At 74.0% G+C, this 13,895-nt stretch carries 11 protein-coding genes; 6 read left to right on the forward strand and 5 right to left on the reverse strand.

The annotated features are described in order from the left end of the window. Window positions 1-5 precede the first annotated feature (5 nt). Together E4622_RS03565 and E4622_RS03570 are read right to left on the reverse strand one after the other, a co-directional pair. On the reverse strand, window positions 6-965 hold the full coding sequence (locus E4622_RS03565; RefSeq protein WP_134738683.1) for a 1-phosphofructokinase: 960 nt from the start codon (window positions 963-965) through the stop codon (window positions 6-8). Next, window positions 962-1,735, reverse strand: coding sequence for a DeoR/GlpR family DNA-binding transcription regulator (locus E4622_RS03570; RefSeq protein ID WP_245155864.1), 774 nt, complete (start codon window positions 1,733-1,735; stop codon window positions 962-964). The genes E4622_RS03565 and E4622_RS03570 overlap by 4 nt, the downstream gene beginning before the upstream one ends. Before the next feature lie 87 nt (window positions 1,736-1,822). On the opposite strand from E4622_RS03570, the gene ptsP reads away from it, so the two are divergent. Next, window positions 1,823-3,523 carry a phosphoenolpyruvate--protein phosphotransferase gene (gene ptsP / locus E4622_RS03575; protein WP_134738684.1) on the forward strand — a complete coding sequence of 567 codons (1,701 nt, stop codon included), beginning with the start codon at window positions 1,823-1,825 and terminating at the stop codon, window positions 3,521-3,523. A 121-nt stretch (window positions 3,524-3,644) separates the two neighbouring features. On the opposite strand, the gene E4622_RS03580 is transcribed toward ptsP, so the two are convergent. Further along, window positions 3,645-4,286 (reverse strand): response regulator transcription factor, encoded by a 642-nt coding sequence (locus E4622_RS03580; protein ID WP_134738685.1) that lies wholly within the window; start codon window positions 4,284-4,286, stop codon window positions 3,645-3,647. Further along, complete coding sequence (locus E4622_RS03585) at window positions 4,238-5,425, reverse strand: sensor domain-containing protein (protein ID WP_167735964.1); 1,188 nt, start codon at window positions 5,423-5,425, stop codon at window positions 4,238-4,240. Before E4622_RS03585 ends, E4622_RS03580 begins: the two co-directional genes overlap by 49 nt. Before the next feature lie 154 nt (window positions 5,426-5,579). Between E4622_RS03585 and E4622_RS03590 the strand changes: the two genes are divergently transcribed. Continuing rightward, window positions 5,580-7,775, forward strand: coding sequence for an MMPL family transporter (locus E4622_RS03590; RefSeq protein ID WP_134738687.1), 2,196 nt, complete (start codon window positions 5,580-5,582; stop codon window positions 7,773-7,775). 3 nt (window positions 7,776-7,778) lie between these two features. Here E4622_RS03590 and E4622_RS03595 read toward each other — a convergent pair whose 3' ends face one another. Next, window positions 7,779-9,953: a molybdopterin-dependent oxidoreductase gene (locus E4622_RS03595; protein ID WP_245155865.1), complete on the reverse strand. Its 2,175-nt coding sequence runs from the start codon at window positions 9,951-9,953 to the stop codon at window positions 7,779-7,781. A 47-nt stretch (window positions 9,954-10,000) separates the two neighbouring features. Between E4622_RS03595 and E4622_RS03600 the strand changes: the two genes are divergently transcribed. The 4 genes from E4622_RS03600 (at window position 10,001) to rpsO (ending at window position 13,672) form a co-directional block, all read left to right on the forward strand. Further along, window positions 10,001-11,260, forward strand: a complete 1,260-nt coding sequence (locus tag E4622_RS03600) for a molybdopterin-dependent oxidoreductase (protein WP_134738688.1) — start codon at window positions 10,001-10,003, stop codon at window positions 11,258-11,260. Between the two features lie 41 nt (window positions 11,261-11,301). Beyond that, entirely contained in the window at window positions 11,302-12,240 is a 939-nt protein-coding gene (locus tag E4622_RS03605) for a hypothetical protein (RefSeq protein ID WP_134738689.1), read from the forward strand. 44 nt (window positions 12,241-12,284) lie between these two features. Continuing rightward, on the forward strand, window positions 12,285-13,241 hold the full coding sequence (locus tag E4622_RS03610; RefSeq protein ID WP_134738690.1) for a hypothetical protein: 957 nt from the start codon (window positions 12,285-12,287) through the stop codon (window positions 13,239-13,241). A 155-nt stretch (window positions 13,242-13,396) separates the two neighbouring features. Next, the gene (rpsO, locus tag E4622_RS03615; protein ID WP_134738691.1) at window positions 13,397-13,672 is read left to right on the forward strand and encodes a 30S ribosomal protein S15; all 276 of its coding nucleotides are present in this window, start codon (window positions 13,397-13,399) and stop codon (window positions 13,670-13,672) included. The last annotated feature ends 223 nt before the right edge of the window (window positions 13,673-13,895 follow it).

A 13,895-nucleotide genomic window follows, 5' to 3' on the forward strand; every position in this document is an offset into this window, starting at 1 on the left:
GGGGGTCAACCTTCGGGGGTGAGGAGGATCTCGCGTACCGGGACCAGGGCGACGTCGACCTGGGAGGGGCGGGGAATGGTCGTACCGGGGAGCCCGGCCGCCGCACTGCCGTAGGCCACGGCGAGTGCGAGTCGTTGGTCGGGTGGCTGGCGGCGCAGGTCCCCGAGGAGGTAGCCGAAGAGGCTCGAGTCGCCCGCGCCGACGGTGCTGACGACCGTCGTCGGCGGGGGAGAGGCGTGCCAGGCGCCGTCGGCGTTGACGAGCACGGCGCCGTGGGGGCCGAGCGTCACCAGGACCTCGTCGACGCCGGCGGCGACGAGGGAGCCGGCTGCGCGTGCGGCCGCGGCCGGATCGGCCTCGAGCAGGACCGGGTCGTCGCCGGTGAACGACGCGAGCTCCTCGCCGTTGGGCTTCATCAGGTGCGGGGCGCCGTCGGCCAGCCGGGCCACGAGCTCGCGCAGCGGGGCGTCGCTGGTGTCCACGGCCACGCGGACGCCGCGGCCCCGCAGACGGGCCACCAGCTCGGCGTACCAGCCGTCGGGGGCGCCGGGGGGAAGCGAGCCGGCCAGGACGACCCAGTCGGCGCCGCCGGCGTGGCGGGTGACGGTCTCGGCGAGCGAGGCGAGGTCGGAGGCGGCGACCGTGGCGCCGGGGCTGTTGAGCTTGGTGGTGGTGCCGTCGGGCTCGCTGATCGTGACGTTGACGCGCATCGGCCCGGCCGGCGGGACCGGCTCGCACGGGATCCGCGCGGCGTGCAGCTCGTGGACGAACGGGTCGTCGGGGTCGGCCGGCAGCACCGCGAGGGTGGCGACCTCGGCGCTGACGGCGGCGCGCGAGATGTTGACGCCCTTGCCGCCGGCCTGCGAGGTGACGGCCTCGGCACGCTGCACGGCGCCGCGCCGCAGCTCGCCGGCCAGCGTGACCGTGCGGTCGACGCTGGGGTTGGGGGTGAGGGTGACGATCACACGACCACGACCTCGACGTCGGCGCGACGCAGCTGGGCGAGGTGGTCCTCGCCGATGCCGTCGTCGGTCACGAGGGTGTCCACGTCGTCGAGGGTCGCGAAGCGCACGGCGAGCTCGCGGCCGAGCTTGCTGGAGTCGGCGAGCACGACGACCCGGCGGGCGGCGCGGACCAGCGCACGCTTGGTGGCGGCCTCGTCGCGGTCGGGGGTCGTGAGCCCGTGGTCGAGGGAGAGCCCGTTGGTGCCGAGGAAGACCAGGTCGGCGCGCAGGTCCTCGAGCGCGCCCACCGTGTCGGCGCCGACCGCGGCCTGGGTGGTGGCGCGGACCCGGCCGGGGAGCAGGTGCAGCTCGACCTGGGGATGCACGACCAGCCGGGCCGCGATGGGCACGGCGTGGGTGATCACGGTGAGGCGCAGGTCGCGGGGCAGGTTGCCGGCCAGGCGCATCGTGGTGCTGCCGGCGTCCAGCAGGACCGTGCCGCCGGCGGTGGGCAGCAGGTCCACGGCGGCGCGGGCGATGCGGTCCTTGCTCTCGGTGTTGGCGGCGTCGCGCTCACCCAGGCCCGACTCGATCGCGGCGAGGGCGCCGGCCGGGACGGCTCCTCCGTGCACGCGGTGGACGAGCCCGAGCCGCTCCAGCGCCGTCAGGTCGCGGCGGACGGTCTCGGTGGTCACGGCGTACTCCTCGGCCAGGGACGTGACCGACAGTCGTCCCCTGGTGGCGACGAGCTGCGCCATCGCCTGCTGGCGCTCCTCCGCGTACATTGTCATGCCCGTGGCCTCCGTCACTTCTGTGTATATGTTGTTTTACGTCCGTTTCTGTTGACTGTCAAGCGCAGCGGGCGTTTACTTGTGACCATGGTCACCGACACCAGCACCTCCACCACCGACGCCTCCGGCCTGCGCGGCACCCCCGTGGTCGGAGGCCTCGCCTACGGGCCGGCCCTGGTCATCCGCACCGAGGTGCCCGCCGAGGCGCTCGAGCGCTTCGGCGACGGCGGCTTCGCCGACGAGGCGGCCGCCCTGGCGGCCTACGACGCCGCGGTCGAGCAGGTCTCCGCCGGCTTCGGGGCGAAGGCGGCGCACGCGTCGGGGGCGGCGGCGGAGGTGCTCACGGCCAGCGCCGGCCTCGCGCGCGACAAGGGGCTGCGGTCGGCGGTGCGCAAGGCGCTGCGCGGCGGTGACGACCTCCTGGCCGCCGTGCACGCGGCGGTGGAGCAGTTCGTCGGGGTGTTCACCACGATGGGTGGCCTCATGGCCGAGCGCGCGACCGACCTGCGCGACATCGAGCGCCGGCTCGTGGCGCGTCTCATCGGCGAGGCCGAGCCCGGCGTGCCGACGCCCGAGCGGCCGTCGGTCGTCGTGGCCGAGGACCTCGCACCCGCCGACACCGCCGGGCTGGACCCGGAGGTCGTCCTGGCGCTGGTGACCGAGCGGGGCGGGCCGACCAGCCACACCGCGATCATCGCCCGGCAGCTCGGCATCCCGTGCGTGGTCGGCACCGCGGGCGCCCTCGGCCTGGACGCCGGGACGCCGCTGCTCGTCGACGGCACGGCCGGCACCGTCCGCCTCGACGCGGACCCGGCCGAGGCCGAGCGCCTCGTCGCGGCCGACAAGGAGGAGCGCGCCGCGCTGGCCACCTGGGCCGGGCCCGGCGCCACCGCCAGCGGCGAGCCCGTCAAGCTGCTCGCCAACGTCGCCGACGGCCCGTCGGCCGCCAGCGCGTCCGGGGCCCCCGTGGAGGGTGTCGGGCTGTTCCGCACCGAGCTCTGCTTCCTCAACCGCACCGAGGAGCCCAGCGTCGAGGAGCAGGCCGACATCTACGAGACCGTCCTGGCGCCGTTCAAGGACGTGGGCTACGTCGTGGTCCGCACCCTCGACGCCGGCAGCGACAAGCCGGTGGCGTTCGCGACCCACGAGGGCGAGGAGAACCCCGCCCTCGGCGTCCGCGGGCTGCGGCTGTCCTTCGACAACCCGGGCCTGCTCGAGCGCCAGCTCGACGCGATCGCGCTGGCCGCCGAGCGCTCGGGCACCGAGACGTGGGTCATGGCGCCGATGGTGGCGACCGTCGCCGAGGCCCGCGACTTCGCGTCCGCCGTGCGGGACCGGGGGCTCAAGGCCGGGGTCATGGTCGAGGTGCCCTCCGCCGCGCTGCTGGCCCCGCGCATGCTCGAGGTCGTCGACTTCATGTCGATCGGCACCAACGACCTGACGCAGTACACGATGGCCGCCGACCGCATGGCCACCGACCTCGCCCACCTCACCGACCCGTGGCAGCCCGCCGTGCTGCAGCTCATCGCGATCACCGCCGAGGCAGGTCGTCTGGCCGGCAAGCCGGTCGGCGTCTGCGGCGAGGCCGCCGCCGACCCGCTGCTCGCCTGCGCGCTTGTCGGCATGGGCGTCACGTCGCTGTCCATGGCGGCGGCCGCGGTGCGCCAGGTCGGCGCCCGCCTCGGCACCACCACCTCCGAGCAGTGCGAGGACATCGCCGAGGCCGCCCTCGGCGCCGACGACCCCGCCGCCGGTCGCGCCGCGGTGCTGGAGATCCTCGCCGGGTAGCGGTGGCAGGTTTTTCAGCATCTGCTGGAAAACCTGCTGACTGCTGGGCATTTCCCTGACGTTCTGGGCCGCAATTCTGGCCCAGAACGTCAGGGTTATCAGCATCTGCTGAAAAACCTGCTCACGCCCGCAGCCACGCGAGCACGGCGCGCACCCGCCGGTGGTCGTCCTCGGCGGCGGCGAGGTCCAGCTTGGCGAAGATGTTGTTGATGTGCTTGGCGACGGCCTTGTCGGTGACGACCAGGTGCGCGGCGATGGCGGCGTTGCCGCGGCCCTCGGCCATGAGCGCGAGCACCTCGCGCTCGCGGGGGGTCAGCCGGTCGAGTGGCTGGGTGTGGCGCCGGGCCATGATCGAGGCGACGACCTCGGGATCGAGCACCGTCGCGCCCGCCGCCACGCGCCGTACGCCGTCGACGAACTCGGCCACGTCGGAGACGCGGTCCTTGAGCAGGTAGCCGACGGCGCCCTCGCCGCTGGCCAGCAGCTCGCGGGCGTAGAGGTGCTCGACGTACTGGGAGATGACCATGACCGGGAACCCCGGGCGGGCCACCCGGGCGGCGATGGCGGCCCGCAGCCCCTCGTCGGTCTGCGTGGGCGGCAGGCGTACGTCGACCACGGCGGCGTCGGCGGCGGGGTCGCGCAGCGCCTCGGTCAGGGTGGGGCCGTCCTCGACGGCGTGCAGGATCGTGAAGCCGTTGCTCTCGAGGAGCTGGGTCATGCCGGCGCGGAGGAGGGCGTGGTCCTCGGCGAGGACAAGTCGCACGGAACCTCCAAGGTCACCAGGGTCGGCCCGCCGGGCGGGCTGCTGACCGCCATCGTGCCGTCGAACGCCGCCAGCCGGCGTCGGACCCCCAGCATGCCCGACCCGCGGGCCGGATCGGCGCCGCCGCTCCCGTCGTCGCCGACCACCGCGCGCAACCGCGCTCCGTCGTGGGACAGCACCACCCAGGCGCGCTCGGCCCGCGCGTGCTTGGCGACGTTGGTGAGGCACTCGGCGACCGCGAAGTAGACCGCCGACTCCACCGGCGCCGAGGGGCGACCCACGAGACCGGGGTCGACCCGCACCGGCAGCGCCATGTCCAGGGCCAGCGCCTGGACCGCCCCGACCAGCCCGCGGTCGGCCAGCACCGGCGGGTGGATGCCGCGCACCACCGAGCGCAGGTCGCCGATGGCGGCCGAGGTGGTGGCCCGCGCGTCGCTGACCAGCCGCCGCGCGCGCTCGGGGTCCTCGGCGAAGAGCTGGTCGGCGAGACCCAGGCTCATGGAGAGCGCCACGAGCCGCGCCTGCGCGCCGTCGTGCAGGTCGCGCTCGAGCCGTCGCAGCTCGGCGGCGGAGTGGTCGACGAGGTCGGCGCGGGTCTCGGTGAGCACCTGCACGCGCTGCTCGAGGTGCTCGGTGCGGCTGATGGCCAGGAACCACAGGTCGACCGCCGACCGGGCTCGCATCTTGGGTCGGATCCCGAACCACCAGATCGGGAACGTCACCACCAGCAGCAGCTCCAGCAGGCAGATCAGCGCGACGGCGAACCCGAAGGTCGACGCCCACACCGACCACGCCAGGTCGCGCCACGTCATCGGGTCGCGCAGCACGACCAGCAGGGCCTCGACCGGGCGGCCGAGCGTCACCGGCCGGTAGGGCCGGGGGACCGGGATGCCCAGGACCCGGGCGGCCATGAGCCGGTGCTGGTCCGCGATCCACCGCGTGGCCGGCACCGAGACCGCCAGGATCGCGGCGCCCACCCACACCACGAGCGTCGCCGCCCCGACGACGCCGAGGATCAGGAACGCCAGAGCCGGGACCGCCAGCACCAGCTGGGCCAGCGCGTACGCCGTCAGGCGCAGGCGGCTCGGCGGCGGCGGGCTCCCCGGGTCGGGTGGGGGCGCCTGGATCGTGGTGGTCACCTCCCCATCCTCCCCGAGGACGCGCTCCGCGGCAGTGGTGCAGGCACCACCTCCGACCGGGGTTCCAGCGCCCCTGACCCCGGGCCGCCGCGTCGCCAGGCTGGTGACACCGCCGACGGGAGCAGCCCCCGGCCGAGTCCCGAAGGGGAACACCATGTCCGTCACGAACCCGCTCACCGTGCTGCCGCTGCGTGCGGCGCGCTGGAGCGCCACGCACCCGTGGCGCGCCATCTCGGCCTGGCTGGCCTTCGTCGTGCTCGCCGTGGCCCTGGCCTCCGTCGTGCCGTCCGTGGAGACCGACGACGCCGACTACCGCCTGGGCGACTCCGGCCGGGCCGACGAGCTCGTCACGGACGCCGGCCTCGAGCGCCCCGACTCCGAGAACGTCCTGGTCACCTCCGCCGACGGCCCGGTCGACCGCGCCGCCGCGCAGGCGGCCGCCGCCGAGCTCGTCGCCGGCATGACCGGACTGCCCGGCGTCGACGAGGTCTCCGAGCCCCAGTGGAACCCCGACGAGAGCGCCCTGCTGGTCGCCGTCCAGCTGGCCCGCGACGGGGACGAGGACGTGGACGTCGCGCCGCTGACCGCGGTCACCCGCGAGGTCCAGCAGGCCCACCCCGACCTCCAGGTCCGCCAGAGCGGCGACGTGTCGCTCGACGAGGCGATCAACGACCGGGTCGCCGAGGACCTCGCCTCGGCCGAGGGGATCAGCGTCCCGATCACCCTCGTGCTCATGCTCATCGCCTTCGGTGCGCTGCTGGCTGCCGGCATCCCCGTCCTGCTCGCCTTCACCAGCGTCGCCGCGACGATCGGCATCATGGCGCCGATCTCGCACCTCGTGCCCTCCGAGGGCACCGTCACCAGCATGATCGTGCTCATCGGCATGGCGGTCGGCGTCGACTACTCGCTCTTCTACCTCAAGCGGGAGCGCGAGGAGCGCGCCGCGGGCCGCACGACGCTCGAGGCGGTCGAGATCGCAGCCCAGACCTCCGGCCACTCGATCCTGGTCTCCGGCGGCGCCGTGATCGCCTCCATGACCGGCCTGTTCGTGATGGGCGGCGCCACCTTCAACTCGCTGGCCGTCGGCTCCATCATCGTGGTGGCCGTCGCCGTGCTCGGCTCCATCACCGTCCTGCCGGCGCTGCTGGTCAAGCTCGGTCGCTGGGTGGATCGCCCGCGCGTGCCGCTGCTGTGGCGCCTCAACCGGCGCGTCGGCCGCGGAGGCATGAGCAGCCGTCTGCTGGGCCCCGTCGTCCGCCACCCGCGCGTGGCCCTGGCGCTGTCCAGCGTCGTGGTCATCGCCCTCGCCGCGCCGGCCCTGGGCCTGCGCACCAACGCCGCCAACCTCGAGACCCTCCCGGGCGACATCCCCGAGGTGGCGACGATGCGGGCGCTGACGTCCGCCTTCCCGGCCGAGGGTGCGGCAGCCACCGTGGTCGTCCGCGCCGATGCCGACCAGCAGGAGCAGGTGGGCTCCGCTCTGGCCGACCTCGAGGAGCGGGCGATCGCGACCGGGCACTTCGCCGCCTCCGACGAGGAGCCGGTCACCTCGCAGGACGGTCGCACGACGGTGCTCCGCATCGGCATGCCGTACGACGAGGCCGACGAGCGCGTCAACGAGGCCCTGCGCGACCTGCGCACCGACCTGCTGCCGGCGGCGTTCGACGGCGCCGACGGGCTCGACGGGGCCGAGACCGTCGTCGGTGGCGGTGCCGCCGCCAACCTGGACTACCTCGACCGGCAGTCCGACCGGCTGCCGCTGGTGATCGGCTTCGTCCTCCTGCTGACGTTCCTGATGATGCTGGCGACGTTCCGCAGCCTGCCGATCGCGCTGCTCTCGACCGTGCTCAACCTGGCCTCGGTCGGGGTGTCGTTCGGGTTCCTCGTGCTCGTCTTCCAGCACGGCTGGGGCGCCGACCTGCTGGGCTTCGACAACCCCGGCTTCGTCATCGACTGGCTGCCGCTGTTCGTGCTGGTGGTCCTGCTCGGGCTGTCGATGGACTACCACGTCTTCGTGGTCAGCCGGATCCGCGAGCACCTCGACGCGGGGCTGCCCGCGCGGCTGGCCGTGCAACGCGGCATCGCGGACACCGCCGGCGTGGTGACCAGCGCCGCGGCGGTCATGGTGTCGGTCTTCGCCATCTTCGCGACGCTCTCGATGCTGGAGATGAAGATGATGGGGGTCGGCCTCGCCGCCGCGATCCTCCTGGACGCCACGCTGGTCCGGCTGGTCATGCTGCCCGCGGCGCTGGTGCTGATGGGCGAGCGTGCCTGGTGGCCCCGGCGCCCGGTGGCGCCGCGGGACGAGCAGGTGGAGGACCCGGCCCGCGAGCTGGCCACCAGTCGCTAGGCCTCAGGCCGGCGCCACGCTCACCGGGACGCCGGTGAGCGCGGCGTTGCCGGACAGGTCCAGCAGCGCGGGGTCGGTGAGGTCGTTGATCGACACCCCCGCGACGCCGCTGGCGTGGCGCAGGCGGGTCCCGGCGACCTGGTGGCCGTAGCCGTGGGGGAGCGACACCACGCCCGGCATCAGGTCCTCCGAGGCGCTCGCCTCGACCTCGACGGCCCCCACCCGGGAGGTGACGGTGACCCGGGCGCCGTCGGCGATGCCTCGCTCGGCGAGGTCGTCGGGGTGCATGAGCAGGTGGTGACGGGGCCGGCCCCGGGTCAGGCGCGGGGTGTTGTGCATCCAGGAGTTGTTGTCGCGCTGGTGTCGCCGCCCGATCAGCAGCAGCTCACCGTCCGGTACGGCGGTCGCCGCGAGGGCGGCCCGCAGCCGGTCGAGGTCGCCGACCAGCAGCGCCGGGGCGAGGTGGAGCCGGTGGTCGGCGGTCTGGAGCCGGCCGGGCAGCGTCGGGCGCAGCGGGCCGAGGTCGACGCCCTCGGGGTGGGCGCGCAGGCGGCGCATGGACACCCGGCGGCCGGTCGCGAGCAGGCCGGTGAGCACGGTGGCGGGCGAGGCGGCGAGCCGCGCCCTGGCCGTCAGGCGGGCGCGCAGGGGGAGCCGCGCGCCGAGCCGGTGGCCCAGCCGGGTCGCGAGCCCCGCGAAGATCTGCCAGTCGTGGCGCTGGTCGGCGTCCTTGGCGAAGACCGGCGGCGTGTAGCGGGCGGTGTTGCGGACGGCGAAGTTGTGGAAGACCAGGTCGTACTGGTCGCGCTCCAGCGCGGAGGTGGGCGGCAGGATGACGTCGGCGTGGCGGGTCGTCTCGTTGACGTAGAAGTCGACCGAGACCATGAAGTCCAGCCCCTCCAGGGCCCGCGACAGGCTCCTGCCGTCGGGGGTGGAGAGCACGGGGTTGCCGGCCATCGTCACCATCGCCCGGACCTGTCCCTCGCCGGGCGTCTCGATCTCCTCGCGCAGCACCGACACCGGCAGCTCGCCGCCGAACTCCGGGCTGTCGCGCACCCGGCTGCGCCACGCGTCGAAGTGTCCGGGCCCGATGATGCGGCGCCCGACGATGTCGACGGCCGGCTCGGGGAAGAGCACGCCGCCCTCGCGGTCGAGGTTGCCGGTGAGGATGTTGAGGCACTGGATGGCCCACTGGCAGACCGAGCCGAAGCCGTGGGTGGAGACGCCGACGCGTCCGTAGGCGGCGGCGCCGTCGGCGGCGGCGAGGTCGCGCGCGATGCGGCGCACCACCTCGGCCGGCACGCCGCTGGTCGCCTCGGCCCGCTCGGGGGTGAAGTCGGCGACGGCCGCCTCGAGCAGCGCGATGTCGTCGACGTAGGACGCCGGCCTGGTCAGCCCCTCGGCGAGGAGCACGTGCACCATCGCCAGCAGCACGGCGGCGTCGCTGCCGGGACGGACGAAGTGGTGCTCGGTGGCGACCTTGGCGGTCTCGGTGCGCCGCGGGTCGAGGACCACCATCCGGCCACCCCGGGCCTTGAGGTCGCGCAGCCGCTGGGGGAAGTCGGGCACGGTCATGAGCGAGCCGTTGGAGGCCATCGGGTTGGCGCCCACCACCAGGAAGTACGACGTGCGGTCCAGGTCGGGCACGGGCACGAGCAGCTGGTGGCCGTAGAGGAGCCACGACACGAGCTGGTGGGGGACCTGGTCGACCGAGGAGGCGCTGAAGCGGTTGCGCGTGCGCAGCGACCGCACGAACGCCGTGCCGTGGGTGGAGGAGCCCAGCGAGTGGGCGCTCGGGTTGCCGAGGTAGACGCCCACCGCGTGGCGGCCGTGCTCGGTGATGGTCGCGGCGAGCCGGTCGGCCACCAGGTCGAGGGCCTCGTCCCACCCCATCTCCACCCACTCCTCGCCGACGCGGCGCACGGGACGCCGCAGCCGGTCGGGGTCGGTGTAGACGTCGGCGATGGACACGCCCTTGGGACAGACGTGGCCGCGCGAGAGGGGATCGGCGTCGTTGCCGCGCACGGCGGTGACGGCGCCGCGTTCGATGGTGAGCTCCAGCCCGCAGATCGCCTCGCACAGGTTGCACGCCGCGAGGCGCGTCCCGGTGTAGTCGGAGGGGACGGGTGACGCGCTCAGGAGGCCCACGTGCGGCATCGTGCCACGGATCGGGGACACGCCGGCGATCCCTAAGTCTTGTAAGTCACTTGTGTTACGTTGCCACTATGTCGCGCACCGTCTCGGGAGCCACCCGCCGCACCGTCCTGTCCACCACGGTCGCCGCAGGCGCGGTGGCCACCCTCGGGCCGCTGGCCGCCCCGGCGACGGCGCGCGTCGTGGCCCCGGGCGGGCCGATCCTCAAGCCGCTGCCGCCCGAGCAGTTCGTGGACTTCGGGACCAACGCGGAGATGCGCTGGGACGCAGTCGACCCCCGGCGCCGGCTCACCGAGCAGTCCCGCCTCTTCGTGCGCAACCACACGCGCACGCCGGTCATCGACCGCGACGACTACGTGCTGCGGCTCTTCGGGGACGGCCTCGCCCGCCCACGCAGCGAAGGCGCGGCCGTCGAGCTGGGCTGGCGCGACCTGCGGCGCCTGCCCGTCACCCACCTCACCTCCGTGCACGAGTGCACCGGCAACGGGCGCAGCTTCTTCGCCCGCCAGCAGGGCACGCCCGCGGCGGGGACGGCCTGGTCGCTGGGGGCCGTGGGCGCCGTGACCTGGACCGGCGTCCGGCTCTCCGACGTGCTGCGCCGCGTCGGGCTGGGCCACCGCGCGGTCTCGGTGCAGGCCACCGGCCTCGACGACCCCTACGTCTCCGGAGGCGTCGACTACGGCCGCGTGCGCCGCCCCTTCCCGATCGCCAAGGCCCTGGACGACGCGATCCTCGCGTGGGGCGCGAACGGCGAGGACCTGCTGCCCGACCACGGCTACCCGCTGCGCCTCGTGCTCCCGGGCTGGGTCGGCATCGCCAGCATCAAGTGGCTGGGCTCGCTCGAGGTCTCGCGCAGCGAGCTCACCTCGCCGTGGAACACCAAGTGGTACCGGATGACCGGCGGCGACTACCCGACCGACGCGCCGCCGCTGACCGTCAACCCGGTGCGGTCGGCGTGGGAGCTGCCCTGGGGTGCCGAGCTCGAGGCCGGCCGCCGGGTCGTGCTGACCGGTCGCTCCTGGAGCGGGGCCGGCCCGGTGACCCGGGTCGAGGTCAGCACCGACGGCGGCGTCACCTGGCACCCCGCCGCGCGCTCCGGGCACGGCTACGGCCACGGACACGGACACGGACACGGTCACGACCGCACGCAAGGCCGCGACGGAGCCTGGGCGCAGTGGTCCTACGTCTGGGACCGGCCCCGGGCCGGCAGCCACGACCTCCTGGCGCGTGCCACGGATGCCCACGGGCGCCGCCAGCCGCTGGTCACGCCCTACAACGACGGCGGCTACTTCTTCGACGCGGTGGTGCGCCACCCCGTCACCGTGGCCTGAGACCCAGGTTTCGGCCGCCGACGGGGCGGAAGGCTGGGTCCATGTCCTCCCACGATCCTGTGCGTGACCCCGTCGACGCGGTGGCCCGCCAGCTGCTCGGCGCCCTCGTGTGTGCCCTGGCGCTGAGCCTGCCCCTGCACGGGGCGCTGGGCGCCACGTCGAAGAGGGACCTGCTGCTGTGGCTGCTCGCGGCCGCGCTCCTGGCCGGCGCGGTCGGGTTGCTGCTGCGGCTCATCGACGTGCCGCGCGCCGTCGGGACCGCCCTGGCGGCCGGTGGGGTGTTCGGTGCGGCTGCGACCGTCGCCGTGACGGTGGTCGCGCTGCTCGGCCTGCCGGACGGGGACGCCGAGCTGAGCCTGCTGGCCGGGGTGCCGGCGGCCGCCGTCGCGGCCCTGGCCACCCCGGTGATCCAGCGGCGCAGCGGCAGCGACGAGGGAGTCGCGCTCAGCGCCGGGATGATGGGGCTGGTGGCGGTGCTGGTCGCCTCGTGGCCCCTCGGCGGGCTCCTGGACGGCGCCCGCGACGACGTGGCCGAGATTCGGGTGCTGGAGGCGACCGGGCTGACGTCGTACCTCCCGAAGATCGACGGGATGCGGGCGGAGTACACCGGCGCGACCAGCTACGACATGCCCCAGGCCGGCGTCCGGCCGAGGCCCGACGGCTACCACCTCACCTACCGGGACGAGTCGGTGGAGTCCCCGTCCTTCTCCGACGCCTCCCTGGACGTCGAGGTGCGCTGGGTCGACGGTGCGCCCTGCGACAGCGCGGGCATCTACACCTGCACCGAGGGCAGCGGCTACGTCGTCGTCAGCCGCGACGGCCAGCCGGAGGCGGTCGTCGTCGACCGCGACGACATCCGACTGGTCGCCACGATCGAGGAGGGCGACGGCGACCTGCCGGAGCCCGACGACGTGGGGCGCGCGCTGCTCGACGCGAAGACGGTCGGGTGGCAGGAGATCGTCGACCTGACGGACGACTGACCGGCGCCAGGTTTCGGCGTCCCGGTCCAAGGAACCATGCCTGCATGACGTCCGAGCAAGACCACGAGCCCGACCGCAGCACGCTCGACGACACGACGGCGCTGCAGCTGGCGGGTGCCCTGGTGTGCGCCCTGGCGCTGGTGTTCCCGCTGCGCGGCGCGCTCGGGGCGTCCTCGGGAGGCTGGCTGTTCCTCTGGGTGATCGCAGCGGTCGCCCTGACGGCCCTGGTCGGCCGGCTCCTGGAGGCCGGTGGCGTGCCCCGGCCTTTCGGGACGGTGCTCGTGGCGGCAGCGGTGTTCGCCCTGGTCACGCTGGCCGGCCTCACGTTCGTGGGCCTGCTGGGGGATCCCGGCAACGACAACCAGGTGAGCGTCGTGGTCGGCGTGCCGGCGGCGGCGCTCGCGGCCGCAGGCGCGGTGGCGATCCTGTCCTGGCGTCGCGACGACGACGCCCTGATGTTCCTCGGAGTGGGGTCCTTCGTCCTCACCCTCTTCGCTGCCGGCACCGTGGGCGGGCTCGTCCACGAGGCGCGCGACGACGCCGCGGACGCCCGCATTCTCGAGGCGGCCAGTCTCGAGCCGTTCGTGCCGGAGATCGCGGGGCTGGAGGCCAGGTACTCGGGCCCGATCAGGACCCGGGCGGAGGGCGGGGGACCGGTGGGTGTCACGGGCTACGAGCTGCGGTACCGGCAGGAGTCCCCTCCCGGCGACGACTCCGACGCGGCGTACGTCACGATCGAGGTCAGGCTGGACGACGACTCCGACTGCGAGCCGAGCGAGGGCATCTCTTCCACCGTCTCCTGCGACGAGGGCGACGGCTACGTCGTCGAGACGCGCGACGGTGAGCTGGAGTCGGTCACCGCCGGGACGCTGGGCCTGGAGCTGCTCGCCACCTTCACCGACGGCGACGGGGAGGTGCCGTCGCCCGAGGAGGTCGGGCAGGCGATGGCGAAGGCCGAGATCGGCGAGTGGGACGACGTCGTCGAGCTCGACGAGGAGTGACGCCGCCCACCGCATTTGGGGCCTGCTCGGCCTGCGCGATACGCTTCCTCGGTTGCCTGAGGGCGACACCCCTGCCGTGAAACGGCCGCGGAACGAGAGTGCCCGGGTGAACAGGCCCCGGCGCGCCGCGCAACGAGTGAACCAGAAGGAGCCGCATGTCCATCGGAACCGATGCAGCGACGAAGAAGAAGATCATCGCCGAGTACGGCACGACCGAGGGCGACACTGGTTCGCCGGAGGTGCAGATCGCGCTGCTCAGCCACCGCATCGCCCACCTCACCGAGCACCTCAAGACGCACAAGCACGACCACCACAGCCGTCGTGGTCTGCTGCTGCTCGTCGGCCAGCGCCGGCGGCTGCTCAACTACCTGCGCAAGACGGAGATCGAGCGCTACCGCTCGATCGTCGAGCGCCTCGGCCTGCGCCGCTGACTGATGTTGGGACTCACCACCTGGTGGGTCCCAACTTCTGCATTGCAGGCTGTTCCACAACTGAACACCCATCACAGGAGCGATCCGCGCCACCGCAGGCCCGGTCCTCGGTAGTGATCTTCAGGAGTCCGGTACGCCGGACTGCTGCGGGTCTCGATCGAAGATCGGCCACCGCCCCCGGCAGATGCCGAGGCACCGTGCGCACGTCGCGGATCGCGCCGCG

Origin of the sequence: Nocardioides sp. 503, assembly GCF_004522095.1 — a bacterium.
GTDB lineage: Bacteria > Actinomycetota > Actinomycetes > Propionibacteriales > Nocardioidaceae > Nocardioides.

Bases quoted from the DNA above. Each gene is read 5' to 3' on its own strand.
- E4622_RS03590 (WP_134738687.1), top strand. From the start codon at position 5,580: ATGTCCGTCACGAACCCGCTCACCGTGCTGCCGCTGCGTGCGGCGCGC.
- E4622_RS03605 (WP_134738689.1), top strand. From the start codon at position 11,302: ATGTCCTCCCACGATCCTGTGCGTGACCCCGTCGACGCGGTGGCCCGC.
- E4622_RS03600 (WP_134738688.1), top strand. From the start codon at position 10,001: ATGTCGCGCACCGTCTCGGGAGCCACCCGCCGCACCGTCCTGTCCACC.
- E4622_RS03610 (WP_134738690.1), top strand. From the start codon at position 12,285: ATGACGTCCGAGCAAGACCACGAGCCCGACCGCAGCACGCTCGACGAC.
- E4622_RS03570 (WP_245155864.1), bottom strand. From the start codon at position 1,735: ATGACAATGTACGCGGAGGAGCGCCAGCAGGCGATGGCGCAGCTCGTC.
- ptsP (WP_134738684.1), top strand. From the start codon at position 1,823: ATGGTCACCGACACCAGCACCTCCACCACCGACGCCTCCGGCCTGCGC.
- rpsO (WP_134738691.1), top strand. From the start codon at position 13,397: ATGTCCATCGGAACCGATGCAGCGACGAAGAAGAAGATCATCGCCGAG.